The 14,005-nt window shown below is 66.1% G+C and carries 10 protein-coding genes; 5 read left to right on the top strand and 5 right to left on the bottom strand.

The genetic code is table 11. The annotated features are described in order from the left end of the window. The first annotated feature begins 179 nt into the window (after positions 1 to 179). The 3 genes from QZ951_RS14445 to QZ951_RS14435 all read left to right on the top strand — a co-directional run bounded on the left by QZ951_RS14445 (position 180) and on the right by QZ951_RS14435 (position 4,396). Positions 180 to 575, top strand: a complete 396-nt coding sequence (locus QZ951_RS14445; RefSeq protein ID WP_293001724.1) for a hypothetical protein — start codon at positions 180 to 182, stop codon at positions 573 to 575. A 199-nt stretch (positions 576 to 774) separates the two neighbouring features. Next, positions 775 to 3,012: a CehA/McbA family metallohydrolase gene (locus QZ951_RS14440; protein WP_293001722.1), complete on the top strand. Its 2,238-nt coding sequence runs from the start codon at positions 775 to 777 to the stop codon at positions 3,010 to 3,012. Positions 3,013 to 3,175: 163 nt separating this feature from the next. Further along, complete coding sequence (locus tag QZ951_RS14435) at positions 3,176 to 4,396, top strand: aspartate aminotransferase family protein (protein WP_293001720.1); 1,221 nt, start codon at positions 3,176 to 3,178, stop codon at positions 4,394 to 4,396. Between the two features lie 73 nt (positions 4,397 to 4,469). Here QZ951_RS14435 and QZ951_RS14430 read toward each other — a convergent pair whose 3' ends face one another. The 5 genes from QZ951_RS14430 to QZ951_RS14410 form a co-directional block, all read right to left on the bottom strand. Beyond that, complete coding sequence (locus QZ951_RS14430) at positions 4,470 to 5,405, bottom strand: general secretion pathway protein GspB (RefSeq protein ID WP_293001718.1); 936 nt, start codon at positions 5,403 to 5,405, stop codon at positions 4,470 to 4,472. A gap of 10 nt (positions 5,406 to 5,415) precedes the next feature. Beyond that, a complete protein-coding gene (locus QZ951_RS14425; RefSeq protein WP_293001716.1) occupies positions 5,416 to 7,104 on the bottom strand; it encodes an ExeA family protein in 1,689 nt (562 codons plus the stop codon). 73 nt (positions 7,105 to 7,177) lie between these two features. Further along, on the bottom strand, positions 7,178 to 7,639 hold the full coding sequence (locus QZ951_RS14420; RefSeq protein WP_366943938.1) for a GNAT family N-acetyltransferase: 462 nt from the start codon (positions 7,637 to 7,639) through the stop codon (positions 7,178 to 7,180). 17 nt (positions 7,640 to 7,656) lie between these two features. Then, on the bottom strand, positions 7,657 to 8,001 hold the full coding sequence (locus tag QZ951_RS14415) for a 4a-hydroxytetrahydrobiopterin dehydratase (RefSeq protein ID WP_293001712.1): 345 nt from the start codon (positions 7,999 to 8,001) through the stop codon (positions 7,657 to 7,659). 169 nt (positions 8,002 to 8,170) lie between these two features. Further along, positions 8,171 to 9,340: a PLP-dependent aspartate aminotransferase family protein gene (locus QZ951_RS14410; protein ID WP_293001710.1), complete on the bottom strand. Its 1,170-nt coding sequence runs from the start codon at positions 9,338 to 9,340 to the stop codon at positions 8,171 to 8,173. Between the two features lie 170 nt (positions 9,341 to 9,510). Between QZ951_RS14410 and QZ951_RS14405 the strand changes: the two genes are divergently transcribed. Then, complete coding sequence (locus QZ951_RS14405; protein WP_293001708.1) at positions 9,511 to 11,535, top strand: TonB-dependent receptor; 2,025 nt, start codon at positions 9,511 to 9,513, stop codon at positions 11,533 to 11,535. Positions 11,536 to 11,991: 456 nt separating this feature from the next. After that, complete coding sequence (locus tag QZ951_RS14400) at positions 11,992 to 13,980, top strand: TonB-dependent receptor (protein ID WP_293001706.1); 1,989 nt, start codon at positions 11,992 to 11,994, stop codon at positions 13,978 to 13,980. The last annotated feature ends 25 nt before the right edge of the window (positions 13,981 to 14,005 follow it).

Here is a 14,005-nt window from a genome sequence, read left to right as displayed (position 1 = left end):
TTTGTTGAATCTTCTGTCAGTTCGAAAATCGAGATTACCGCGTGCAAAATGACCGCTGATCGGTTGATCGATACCGCTCCCGCCTTGACTCAAGTCAAGCCGCTTCAGAACACGGTCGTATGGCCGATAGGACGCACACAGAAAACCAAAACCCTTCTCACGCTTCAGGACGCCCCGCCATGCTCAAACTTGACGACAGCATCTTCGAATACGCGCTCTATGACGTGCTTCATGCGCTGCACGCGGAAGCCGGCAAGCCCGTGCCGCTCGACAGCCTCCGGTCGCAGTGGCGCATGACCGGCTTGCGACACACGGATTTGTACCTGTCGCTGGAACTGCTGACCACCGCCGAAAGTCTGGTTGCGCTGGCGGACGATGCCTGGACGCTGACCGATGTCGGCGCCGAGCGAATGCTCCGGGTTGCATCGGTATCGACCCCGACCATGGCCGATCAGGTGGCCCGCAGTGTGCTGCAACTGATCAAGGAACGGGTGCCGGCGGCGGCGCGTGCGCCACGCCCCGTCATGGCCCGTCGTCGCGCCGTGATGCGCGTGCGGGTGCGCGACCGCGGCTGACCGGCGTTCGGCGCCGGGTTGCCTGGTCCGGTTGTCGCGTGAAAACGCTGGATTCCGGGCACACGGCCGCCGTCTGCGCGCTTGATCTGAACCTCGATCAAGCCCGAACGCAGTAACTGACCTGATGCAATGACCGTGCAAGCTTCTTCGCGTGTAGTGGCGGCGTTTTATACCCACTACACGAATACGGAGAAGCATGATGAAGCCTGTGCTCAGGGCGATGACCGGCTGGATCCTGACCGGCGCTGCCGCGATGGCGGTTCCGGTGTCTGCCGAAAACCTCGTCGACCATTTCGAGTTCGATGCGATGCTGGCAGCGCCGTATCGCGCCGATGCCAACGGTCGCCGCGACATCGAGTTGCAGTTCAGATTCCCCGGCGCGGTCGATCGTACCGTCGCGGTCTGGCGTCTTGAACTGCTCGGCAGCCGCGATCGGGTCATTCGCAGCTGGCGTGGCGATACCCGCCTCACCGGCGGCCGTTCCGATGAAGTCGTCAGCTGGTACGAGCGCGACCCGCGCAACGGTCTGCTGCCCGACGGCCATTACCGCTTCCGCCTGACCTCGACGGCGCTCGACACCGGCAAGCTCGGGCTGACCGCGCTCGGCTTCGGCGACAAGCGCATCGACGATGCGCTGGCGGCCGGTGATGCGCAGCAACAGGAATGGTCGATCGAAGTCGGCAATGTCCCGCCAGCCCCGATCACGCCGATGCCGGCGATGGCGTTCGCCGACAACGAGCGCCCGGTGCTCGCGTCGGCCGAGCCGACCAAGGCCGAAAGCGCCAAGGCGGCGGCGAACGGTGCGACCACGCAGGCGTCCGCGCCGGCGCCCGGCGGCCTTCCGTACACGGTCTATCTGGCCAACCTGCACAGCCAGGCGAACCACAGCGACGGCGGCGGTGCCCTGACCAACTGCACCAGTTCGCAGGCGCCGCAGGCCGGTGCTTTCGGCCCGGCCGACGCCTTCACCTATTCGCGCGGGCGCAACACCAACATCCTCGCGGTGACCGAGCACAACCACTATGCCGACGGCTCGACCGGCACCAATGCCTCCGCCAACCCGACGACGGCGATCAACCGTTATCAGTCCGGCCTGTCGGCCGCGACCTCGTTCAACAGCGCCAACCCGGGCTTCCTCGGCGTCTACGGCATGGAATGGGGCGTGATCAACAACGGCGGTCACCTCAACATCTTCAATTCCAACGAGCTGCTGGCCTGGGAATCGAACTCCAGCGGTCAGCTGATCGGCAACACCTTCACCGAGCAGGGCAACTATCAGGCGCTGTACACCCTGATGCGCAGCCGTGGCTGGATCGGCCAGTTCAACCATCCGGCGACCACCGGGCAGTTCCAGATCGGTGGCACTCCGCTGGCCTACACGGCGGATGGCGACAACGCGATGGTGCTGTGCGAAGTGCTGAACAGTTCGGCGTTCTCGACCAACACCAGCGAGACCGAAACCGGCCGTTCGAGCTATGAAAGCGCCTGCAACACGCTGCTGGAGCGTGGTTACCACGTGGCCTTCAGCACCAATCAGGACAACCACTGCGCGAACTGGAGCGCGAGCTACACCAATCGCACCGGCGTGCTGCTGCCGAACGGCACGGCGTTGACCCAGGCCAGCTTCGTTGCCGCCCTGCGCGCCCGTCGCGTCTACGCGTCGACCGATCGGACCTCGCAGATCGCCCTGACCGCCAATGGTCGTCTGATGGGCGAAACCTTCAGCAACTCCGGCCCGCTGACGCTGACAGTCAACTACGCGCCGGGCCCCGGCCGCAGTGCTTCGCAGATCCAGGTCTTCCGCGGCGTGCCGGGCCGCAACGGCACGGTCACCCAGTTGTCGACGACCGCGACCACGACGCTGACGCCGACCGTCGGCGCGCATTTCTTCTACGCGCGCATCACCCAGAACAACGGCACGATCCTGTGGACCGCGCCGGTGTGGGTCAATCAGACCGCCGGCGCCGCGCCGACCGAGCTGCTGACCAACGGCGACTTCGAAAGCGGCGCCACCGGCTGGACGGCCTCGACCGGCGTCATCACCAATTCGACGGCGCGCCCGGCGCGCACCGGCAGCTGGAAGGCCTGGCTCCTGGGCAACGCGGTGTCGTCGACCGAGACCGTCAGCCGCAGCGTCGCGATTCCCGCGGCGGCGACCAATGTCACGTTCAGCTTCTGGCTGCGCATCGACACCGCGGAAACCACCACCACCACGGCGTGGGACACGATGCAGGTGCAAGTCCGCAACACGGCCGGCACCGTTCTGGCGACGCTGGGCACCTACTCGAACCTCAATGCGGGTGCCAGCTATGTGCAGCGCAGCTTCAATCTCAACGCCTACCGCGGGCAGACGGTGAACCTGTTCTTCACCGGCACGGAAGGCTCGACCTTGCAGACCTCGTTCGTGGTCGATGACGTGAGCGTGCTGTCGCAGTAAGCGGCTGCGGCAAGAGAGCGAGCCGGAAATCGCCGCAATCCCGGGATTGCGGCGATTTCATCGGCCCAGTGAACCATTTTCATATCGAACTGCGACGCAAACTGTCACCATAATCTGTGGGCTTTTCCACGAATTCCAGTTGCGGCAGTCCCGCAGGTAAGACATGAACGTCACACGCTCGACCTTCAACGAGGTCATGGTTCCCAACTATCAGCCCGCCGACATGGTCATGGTGCGAGGCGAGGGCAGCCGAGTGTGGGATCAGGCCGGCCGCGACTACATCGACTTCGCCGGCGGCATCGCCGTGACCCTGCTCGGTCATTGCCATCCGAAGCTGGTCCACGCGCTGACCGAGCAGGCCGGCAAGCTCTGGCACCTGTCGAACGTGATGACCAACGAGCCGGCGCTGCAACTCGCGACCAAGCTGGTCAATGCGACGTTTGCCGATCGCGTGTTCTTCTGCAATTCCGGCGCCGAAGCCAACGAGGCGGCGTTCAAGCTGGCGCGTCGCTACGGCAACGGAATCAGCCCGACCAAGAACCAGATCATCTCGTTCTACAACGCGTTCCACGGCCGCACCCTGTTCACGGTCAGCGTTGGTGGTCAGGCCAAGTACACGCAGGGCTTCGAGCCGATTCCGGCCGGCATCACCCATCTGCCGTTCAACGATGTCGCGGCACTCGAAGCGGCGGTGTCCGAAAACACCTGCGCCATCGTGCTGGAGCCGATTCAGGGCGAGGGCGGCATCATGCCGGCCACGCCGGCATTCATCGCCGCGGCGCGCCGTCTGGCCGATCAGCACCGGGCCCTGCTGATCTTCGACGAAGTGCAGAGCGGCATGGGCCGCAGCGGCCATCTGTATGCCTACCAGCACTACGGCGTGGCGCCGGACGTGCTGACCTCGGCCAAGGGCCTCGGCGGTGGCTTCCCGATCGGCGCAATGCTGTGCACCAAGGCTGCGGCCGATGTGCTGGCCTTCGGCACGCATGGCTCGACCTACGGCGGCAACCCGCTGGCCTGCGCCGTGGGCGAAGCGGTGATCGACACGGTCAACGATCCGGCGCTGCTGGCGGGCGTGCTGCATCGCGCCCAGCTGTTCCGGGACGGGCTGGACTCGATCGGCCGGCGTTACGGCGTGTTCACGCCGAGCCGTGGTCTGGGTCTGCTGATCGGTGCGCCGATGAGCGACGCCTGGAAGGGTCGCGCCAAGGACATCGTCAACGCGGCGATGGCACATGGCGTCTGGACACTGGTTGCAGGCCCGGACGTGCTGCGCATGGCGCCGAGCCTGATCATCAGCGAGGCCGACATCGCCGAGGGCCTGCGCCGGCTCGAAGCGGGCGTGGCGGATCTGGTCGGCACGGCGAAAGCGGCTGCCGCCTGATCGGCCGACAAGATGTGAAAAGCCCGCTCGATGGCAACATCGAGCGGGCTTTTTTTGTGCCGCAAGCCAGCGTTCAGCGAACCGGGAACAGCACCTGTTCGTTGCGCCAGTCGAAGACGATGCCTTCGGGCACGATCCGCGCGATTCTCGGCCCTTCGGCGATGACATCGGTCTCGCGATAGCGCTTGCCAGTGATCAGCACGAAGCGCCGCTGCGGATTGTCGTTGTAGACGTGAACGTCGACCGACAGCGGCGGGAACTCGGACCGGAATCCGGCGGGCATGTCCTTCAGGCGGCGGAACTCCGCAGCTGGCGCGGGTGCGATTTGCGGCTCGGGAATGGCGGCCACGGGCGGTGGTGCCGGGGTCGGCTCCGGCGTGTTGGCCGCCGGCTGGGCCGTCAGCGGATTGGCATCGAGCTGGATCGATGAACTGGCGCCCGGCGGTGGCGGTACCGCAGCGGGGGCCGGCTGTGGCCGCGGTGCCGCAGCCACCGGATTCGGTGTGCGCAGCGTCGACGGCGTGTCCGCGCCTTGCGCCGCATCCTGCGAATAGGCTGCAGCGGCCGCAGCCTGCGCCTGCAAGGCGGCCGCCTGCTGGGCAGCGGCCAGTTCCGCTGCTGCCTGTGCGGCGGCAGGATCGGCCGCCGGATCGGTCAGATCATCGAGCGATGCGATCTCGCCGCCATCCTCGATCCGGGCGTCGACGCTGCCGTCCGGCGTCGCCACGACGGTGACCGGCGCCGGTGGCGGTGCTGGCACGGGGGCCGCGGCAACCGGCAGCTCCGGGGCAGCGGCCGGCGCGGCCGGAGGTGGCCCGCGGAACAGGAACACGGCGTAGCCGGCGAGTGCTGCGACGACGATCGCGGCAAGACCGATCAGCAGATTGCGCGGACCGGCCTTGGCCTTGGTGACCGGTGGCGGCGCGGCCACCTCGTCCAGCGCTGCCGGGGCCTGGCCGAGCTTGCGTTCGCGTTCGGCGCGTTTCAGCGCTTCCAGGATGTAGCTCATGGACAGTCACTCATGGCACGTCGTCCAGCGACGGCAGGCCGGGTTTCGGGGCGAGATTGGTCAGTGCGATCAGGGTGCGGGTGCCGGCGACACCATCGGCATTCAGGCCACGCGCGGTCTGGAAGCGGATCAGCTGGGCCCGCAGTTCCGGGCCGTAGTTCGTCGGAATGGCACCCGTCAGCGTCTTGCCTTCGGCCTGCGCCAGCATGCGCCGCAGCCAGACGATGGCATCGCCGCGCGTCGCCGGATTGACCTCGACTTCCTCGATCGGCCGCTGCCACAGCAACAGGAATTCGCCGGTCCAGGCGGTTTCGAGTTCCGAAGCGGCGACCTTCAGCGGGCCGGACGCGGTCTCGATCACGGCGTCCAGGCCGCTGATCGCGCGCAGCAGCACGAACTGCCGAGCGCTGTCGTCGAGTGCCAGGGTCAGGATCGCCGGCCGGTTGATCTGGCGCAGCTCGTTCAGCGTCGCTTCGCCCTTGTAGCAATCGAGCGCATTGCGCGCCAGCACGCGACAGACGTTTTCGCCGCGCGGCACGTTCAGGCCGGGCCGCCACAGGCCGATCAGCTTCGACATCACCTGCGGCAGCGGCTGCGCGGTTGCCCGCAGCGCACCGAGGCCGACCGGCGTCTGCGCGGCGATCGGGGTCGCGACCGGCGGCGGTGCTGCCACCGGCGCCGGGGCCGCCGCAACCGGTGCCGCGGGCGGCGCGACGGCCGTGACCGGTGCTGCAACCGGGCGGTTCAGCGCCTGATTCAGCAGCACGCCGGCGATCAGCAGCGCGGCAATCGCGAGTGCGCCCTCGACCCACGGCAGCGGCACGCCACGCGCGCCGAGCCGGCCGAACAGTTTGCTGAACGCCGAGCGGTGCGGCTGCGCGCCAAGCACTTCGACCGCCGCCTGATCGACCACGGCAGGTGTCACCGAGCGCAGGCCCTTGGCATAGGCGCCGAGCAGCGAGCGGTCGCAGATGATGTTGATCTGGCGCGGAATGCCCTTGGCGTAGTGATGCACGCGACGCATCGCGGCATCGGTGAACAGGTCTGCCGGGCCGCCCGCCACATGCAGGCGATGGATGATGTATTGCAGCGTCTCGACCACGCTCAGCGGCGTCAGGTGGAAACGCGCCGTGATACGGCTGGCGAGCTGGCGCAGGTCGGCGCGGGCCAGCAGGTCGGCCAGCTCCGGCTGGCCGATCAGCATGATCCGCAGCAGCTTTTCCTTGTCGGTCTCGAGGTTGGTCAGCAGGCGCACCTGCTCCAGCACCGGCTGCGGCAGGTTCTGGGCTTCGTCGATGATCAGCACCGTGCGCCGGCCGGCTGCGTGATTGGCCAGCAAGTGCAGGTTCAGGGCATCGACCAGCACCTTGATCGACATCGCCGCCAGATCGCCGCCGCGGCCCGGGTAGTCCACGCCGAGCTCGTCGCAGATCGACGCCACGAACTCGATCTCGTTCTGGCGCGGGTTGTGGATCATCGCGATGTCCACGTTTTCCAGCTTCTGCGCGAGCAGCGTGCGGACGATCGTGGTCTTGCCGGTACCGACTTCGCCGGTCAGCTGGACGAAGCCGCCGTACTGGCCGGTGCCGTAAAGCAGGTGACCGAGCGCCTCCTGATGACGCGAGCTCATGTACAGGAACGCCGGATCGGGTGCGATCGAAAACGGCGGCTCGCGGAGCTTGTAGTGCGCGGCGTACAAGGCGTTCAGTCAGAGGAAAGGCGGGGGACAGCGGAGTATAGCGGAGGGTCTGCGCGGTTCTTCTTGCAGTGCGTCAGCCTGCGACACGCATGTCGATATGCCAGATGCCGTCTTCCAGATACGGCTCGCTGATCTGCATGAAGCCGAGGCTGCCGTAGAACTTGCCGAGATGCTGCTGGGCACCGATCCGGATCGGCTGCCCCGGCCAACGAGCGCGGCACAGCGCGAGGCTGGTTTCCATCAGCCGCACGCCAAGCTTGAAGCCGCGCGCCGATTCGTCGACGACGACCCGGCCGATCGACGCCTCGTCGTACTTGAGCCCGGGCCGCAGCAGCCTGGCGTAGGCCAGCAGCCGGCCGGCTGCATCGGTGCCGCAGACGTGTTCGCAATCCGGGTCGATGCCGTCCATTTCCGGAAACACGCAGTTCTGCTCGACCACGAAGATATGGCTGCGCAGGCGCAGCGCGTCATACAGCTGGGTGTTCGACCACTCGTTCCACTGCCAGCAGCGCCAGGTGATCGCCGGCGCGTTCACGTCCGCCACCGGCGCGCTCAGAGCAGCAGTGCGTCGACTTTCGCCGCGCAGATGAAGTCGTTTTCCGAAAGCCCGTCGATCGCATGGGTCCAGAACGTGATGTCGCAGTTCTTGTATGTGAAGGTGATGTCCGGGTGATGGTCCTCGTGGATCGCGATGTAGGCCACCGCGTTGACGAACGACAGCGTGCGGAAATAGTTCTTGAACTCGAAGTGGCCGACAATCTGCTTGCCGTCGGCGGTCAGGGTCCACTGGCTGCCGAGCTTCGGCAGCAGCGCGGTGGCCTGATCGAGCGTGAGCGCGGCAACGCCGCCTTCACAGGGGAGGCAACGGCGTTCGGCGAGGGTTTTGGTGGTGGTCATCGGAAGCCTGAGCGAAAGGTGGGAGGACGTGGCCGCGTTCTGGCGGCGAGAATCGGACGACGCACCGGACATCGGGTGAGGCGAATCACCCGAGCCGGGACGTCTCCGATTTCCGGACGCGTGCCTTGAATGCGCGGATTATCCCAGATGCACGTCGCAGGACCGACGTTCAGTTCAGCGCGTGGTCCAGATCCGCCCGAAGGTCTGCCAGATCCTCGATGCCGACCGACAGCCGGCACAGCGAATCGCTGATGCCGAGCTTGGCGCGGTTCTCGGCGGGGATGCTGGCGTGGGTCATGATCGCCGGGTGCTCGATCAGGCTTTCGACGCCGCCCAGGCTTTCGGCCAGCGCAAACAGTTCGCAGCGCTCCAGGAAGCGTCGGGATTCGGCCAGACCGCCTTTCAGGTCGATCGAGATCATGCCGCCGAAACCGCGCGGCATCTGACGCAGCGCCAGCGCGTGCTGCGCGTGCGACGGGAGCCCCGGATAGTAGACGCGCGCCACTTTCGGATGCGCTTCCAGCCAGCCCGCCAGCGCCAGCGCGCTCTGGCAATGCCGCTCCATGCGGATCGCCAGCGTCTTGACGCCGCGCAGCGCCAGGAACGAATCGAACGGCCCGGCGATGCCGCCGACGGCGTTCTGCAGGAAGGCGAGGCGTTCGGCCAGATCGGCATCGTCAGCGACCACCAGCATGCCGCCGACCATGTCGCTGTGGCCGTTCAGATACTTCGTGGCCGAGTGCATGACCAGATCGAAGCCGAGTTCGATCGGGCGCTGCACGTACGGGCTGGCGAAGGTGTTGTCGGCGGCGGTCAGCACGCCGTGGCGCTTGCCGATGGCGGCGATGGCGGCGAGATCGGCCAGCTTCATCGTCGGGTTGGTGGGTGTTTCGACCCAGATCAGCTTCGTGTCCGGCGTGATCGCGGCTTCGACGTTCGCGGCATCGCGCATGTCGACGAACGAGAACTTGAGCCCGGCCGATTTCGCGCGCACGCGCTCGAACAGCCGGTAGCTGCCGCCGTACAGGTCATCGCTGGCGATGATGTGGGCGCCGGGCTCGAACAGGTCGAGCACGGTTGCCGTGGCGGCCAGACCCGAGGCAAACGCGAAGCCGCGCGTGCCGCTTTCGAGATCGGCCACGCAGCGCTCGTAGGCGAAGCGGGTGGGGTTGTGCGTGCGCGAGTACTCGAAGCCCTTGTGCACGCCCGGGCTTTCCTGGACGTAGGTCGAGGTCGCGTAGATCGGCGGCATGATCGCGCCGGTGGTCGGGTCCGGGCTCTGGCCGGCGTGGATCACGCGGGTCGCAAAGGCATTGCGCGGGTTGGCTGTGTGGGTCATGACGAATGAAGAGCAGGGAGAGCCGTCGGTGGTCGGCGAATACCCTGCAGTGTTCGCGAGCGCATGGCTCTGACGCAAATCAATGCTGCATCGGTTGCCTGCCGGACAAGATGTATGACGTATGAGAAATATTGCATACGTCCCATTTTATCCTGTCGAGGATCCCGCCGATGCGCCGCTCCGATCGCTTCCGTCCGATATCGCCTGCCGCCCTGCTGCCGCTGGTTTTCCTGGGAGGTCTGCAGGCAAGGCCTGTTGCCGCCGACGAGACGCCGACCGTCGTGGCGGTTGCCGAGCCGGTCCAGCTCGACGGCGTTCAGGTCCGTGGTGAAAGCCAGCGGCGGACGGTGAAACCGGCCACGCAGACCACCGTGATCGAGGCCGAGGACATCCGTCGCCTCAACGTGCGTACCGTGGCCGACCTGTTCCAGAAGGTCCCGGGTGCGCAGTCGCATACCTTCGGGCAGGGCGACATCGGCCATCCGCTGCGCCTGCGCGGATTCAACGGCGAACATGGCCGCGATGTCGCGATCATCATCGACGGCGTGCCGCAGAACACGCCGTCCGGCTCGTCCGGAGGCCACGGCAACGCCGATTACAGCTGGCTGACGCCGGACATGATCGAGCGAATCGAGGTGGTGCAGGGGCCGGCCACGGCACTGGCCGGCGATCAGGCGCTGTCCGGTGCGGTGTTCATCACGACGCGCACGCGCGCCAAGTCGAGCGTCAACGTCCGGGCCGGCAGCTATGGCGATACCCAGCTGAGCAGCGTGTTCGGGCAGCGCATCGGCGAGGTCGACGTCCTCGGCGTGGCCGAACTGACGCGTCGCGACGGCTATCGCGCCAATTCCGACTACGACCGTGTCAACGTCTTCCTGAAGGGCTCGAAAGCGATCTCGAGCGGTGTGCTGTCGGCACGCGCGAGCCATTATTCGGCGGACTGGAGCGCACCCGGCTACATTCCGTTCGCGGCCTATCAGGCCGGCGCCTTCTCGCCGACCGACTCGCTGTTCGAGACCGATGGTGGCCGCGGTCGCAAGACTTCGCTGGTGATCACCCATGCGCCGGCACCCGGGAACGGCCTGACCGCCACCGCCTACTACGAGAACATCCGCCGGTCGCGCTTCGGCACGTTCGGCACCGCACCGCAGAACGAGCAGGATGACCTGCGCAACGTCTTCGGCAGCAAGGCCTACTACACCTGGGAATTCGAGGGCCGCGGCGATCTCAACGTCGGCTACGAATATCGCCACGACAATGGCGTCAATGGCCAGTTCCAGGCCGTGCGCCGTGCGCGGAACGGCGTGGTCAGCCGCGATTACGAGTTCGATATCGATGCCATCTCGTTCTACACCGAAGGCAGCGTGCGGCCCTGGCAGCGGCTCAAGCTGCTCGGCGGCCTGCGCTACGACATCTTCCGCCAGGACATCTTCAATCGGCTGACGCCGACCCAGTCCGGCGATGGATCGCAGACCATCGCGTCACCGCATGTCGGCCTCGTGTTCGAGGCGACCGATTGGCTGGAGCTGTTCGCCAACTACGGCACCGGATTCCGGTCGCTGCAGGTCACCGAACTGTCGCCGGTCAGCGCCACGCGACCGCAGGGGTTCGACCTGACGCCGCCGCAGGTCAGGGCGCGCGACACCGGGCTGCGCCTGTCGATGGGAGCGGCGATGGTCAACGTGTCGGTCTACACCGCGACGGTCGCCGACGAGATCCAGGAAACCGCGCCGGGGAGCAATGTCTTCGCCAACATCGGCAATACCAAGCGACAGGGGTATCAGGTCGATGGCCGCCTCGAGGTGATGCCGGGCTTGAGCCTGACTGCGGCGTATTCGCACGTGCATGCGCGCGTGATCAATCCGGCGATCGCGGGTCGCGACCGGGTCGACAGCAATCCGCGCAGCACGATCAGCGCTGGCGTGCAGCACTCGATGTCGGCGTTCGGCGGCTCGGTGCTGACCGACTTCTTCCTGCAGCAGGTGGGTGCCAAGCCGTACTACGCCAACAATGTGCTGTTCGAGACCACGCCTTATCAGGAGAACAACCTGCGTGTGGCCTACGAGCGCGGCCACTCCGCAATCGCGCTGTTCGGCGTCTGGCGGCCTCGCGATTTCGCCTCGGATCAGGCGGGCAGCTCGTTCAACCCGCAACCGAACTTCGAATACGGCGCGTCCTATCGCTACACGTTCTGATCGTTCGATCGGCAGACGCTGTCGCCATTGCCCGCGACAGGCGTCGTCGTGCTGTCGATCACCGATCGACGGCGCTTCACGCTCGATTCGATGCGTCTTCCCGGCTGCAGGCGACCGCGGATCGAAAGGAGCCACGCCGACGCGATCATGGGGGCCTGATTCCGGGCAGCTTCGTTGCGGATGCCGCCATCAGGCGGGGCCGGCGTTGCGGTTGATGGTCATCAATGGTTCATTCGTATGAACAAAGCTATACAGGTAACACTGCATACGTGCATCGCGCAGCGCTTCATCGACAGCGGCGCCTCAATGGCACGCGGTGGCCCCGGGCACATCCTCCCAATTCTGGAAGCTACAGTGAAATCAAGGCTTTACAGGCGTTCGCCCGTCATTGCAGCGGCCATCGCGTCGACCTTCGGCATTCCGCTTGCGCACGCTGCCGGTCTGCCGGGAGAAGCCGTGAAGCTGGATACCGTCGTGGTGACGCCGGATGAACTGGTCGGCGAAAGCGATTCGGCCTCGATCGGCACGGTCTACGCGGAGCAGTTCGAGAATCGGCCGATCTCGCGCACCGGCGAGGTTCTGGAGGTGGTGCCGGGCCTGATCGTCACGCAGCACAGCGGCGAGGGCAAGGCGAACCAGTATTTCCTGCGCGGTTACAACCTCGACCACGGCACCGATTTCGCGATCTTCATCGACGGCCTGCCGGTCAATGCGCCGACGCACGCCCATGGTCAGGGTTACGCCGACAACGGCTTCTTCATTCCGGAACTGGTTGATTCGATCGAGTATCGCAAGGGCCCGTACTACGCGCAGTACGGCGATTTCTCGGCGGCCGGCGCGGTCGATATCCGCTACAAGGAAAAGTTCGACCAGAACCTCGTCGAACTCACCGGCGGCGCCTACGGCTACGGCCGCGCGCTGTCGGTCGGCTCGCTGGGGCTCGCCGGCGGCAACCTGCTGTACGGGCTCGAATACGTGCATTACGACGGCCCGTATGACCTGAAGCAGAGCTTCAACAAGGGCAACCTGGTCTTGCGTTATTCCCGGCGCTACGACGGCGGCAGCTACCACCTCGCCGCCACCGGCTACTCGACGCGCAACCTGTCGCCGGACCAGATCCCGGTGCGCGCGGTCGAGCAGGGCATCATCGGGGCCCGTGGCTTCCTCGACGGCACCGACGGCGGCAAGACCCATCGCGTCAACTTCTCCGGCGGGCTGGTGCAGGACCTCGGTCCCGGCACCCTGACGGTCAACGGCTATGCCTTCCGCTACCGGCTGGATTTGTTCTCGAACTTCACCTACTTCCTCGACGATCCGGTCAACGGCGACCAGTTCGAGCAGTCGGACAAGCGCAACGTCTTCGGCGGCGACATCAGCTACAAGGTCGATACCCAGCTGTTCGGCCTCGAATTCCACAACGAGATCGGTGCCCAGACCCGCTACGACGACATCGACGATGTCGGCCTGTACCTGACGCGGGCCCGTACGCGGCTGGAAACGACCACGGTCAGCGACGTCAAGGAATGGATCGGCTCGGGTTATGCGCAGACCGGCGTGCACCTGACCTCCTGGCTGCGCGTGAACGCTGGCGTCCGCTTCGACTCGATCAATTTCGACGTCGTCAACAACAACCCGGCGAACACCGGCAAGGCGTCCGACACCTTGATCAGCCCGAAAGGCGCGCTGGTGTTCGGCCCATGGGCGAAGACCGAGTTCTTCATCAACGCCGGTCAGGGCTTCCACTCGAACGATGCCCGAGGGGCGACGCAGACCATCGACCCGCGCAGCGGCGATTCGGTGAATCCGGTGACGCCGCTGGCGCCGGCGCGCGGCATCGATCTCGGCGTGCGCACCGCGATCATCCCGAAAGTGCAGGTGGCCGCCAGCCTGTTCCGCCTGCGCTCGGATTCGGAACTGGTCTACGTCGGCGATGCCGGCACCACCGAAGCCTTCGGCTCCACCGAGCGCTACGGCGGCGAGCTGTCGATCTACTGGAAGCCGGCGAAGGGCCTCGTGGTCGACGGCGACGTGGCCTACACCAGTGCCCGCTTCCGCGATCAGCAGCTCGACGAGGACGGCAATCCGATCGGCAAGCGCGTGCCGCAGGCGATTCAGGGGGTGGCGACGCTGGGCGTGACGTACACCAGCCCGCGTGGCTGGGATACCGCGTTCCGCTTCCGCTACTTCGGACCGCGGCCGCTGACCGAGGACAATTCGGTGAAGTCCGCCTCGACCACGATCGTCAGCGTCGGCGCCGGCTACCGCGTGACGCCGCGGTTCAAGATCAGCGGCCAGATCAACAACCTGTTCAACTCGAAGGATCACGACATCGACTACTTCTACACGTCGCGCCTGCAGGGCGAAGCGCCGGAAGGCGTCGACGACATCCACTTCCATCCGATCGAGCCGATCAACGGCCGAGTGACGTTCAGCTACAGCTACTGACCGTTCGCCGGCCGCGACGAGTTTC

Origin of the sequence: Nevskia sp. (genome assembly GCF_021732705.1) — a bacterium.
Classification (GTDB): Bacteria; Pseudomonadota; Gammaproteobacteria; order Nevskiales; family Nevskiaceae; genus Nevskia.
Note: the sequence above shows the minus strand (reverse complement) of the source record. Positions and strands in the feature narration are given on the sequence as shown.

Excerpts from the sequence above, each read along its gene's own strand:
- QZ951_RS14410 (WP_293001710.1), bottom strand. The coding sequence starts at position 9,340 with ATGACCCACACAGCCAACCCGCGCAATGCCTTTGCGACCCGCGTGATC.
- QZ951_RS14445 (WP_293001724.1), top strand. The coding sequence starts at position 180 with ATGCTCAAACTTGACGACAGCATCTTCGAATACGCGCTCTATGACGTG.
- QZ951_RS14440 (WP_293001722.1), top strand. The coding sequence starts at position 775 with ATGAAGCCTGTGCTCAGGGCGATGACCGGCTGGATCCTGACCGGCGCT.
- QZ951_RS14435 (WP_293001720.1), top strand. The coding sequence starts at position 3,176 with ATGAACGTCACACGCTCGACCTTCAACGAGGTCATGGTTCCCAACTAT.
- QZ951_RS14430 (WP_293001718.1), bottom strand. The coding sequence starts at position 5,405 with ATGAGCTACATCCTGGAAGCGCTGAAACGCGCCGAACGCGAACGCAAG.
- QZ951_RS14415 (WP_293001712.1), bottom strand. The coding sequence starts at position 8,001 with ATGACCACCACCAAAACCCTCGCCGAACGCCGTTGCCTCCCCTGTGAA.
- QZ951_RS14405 (WP_293001708.1), top strand. The coding sequence starts at position 9,511 with ATGCGCCGCTCCGATCGCTTCCGTCCGATATCGCCTGCCGCCCTGCTG.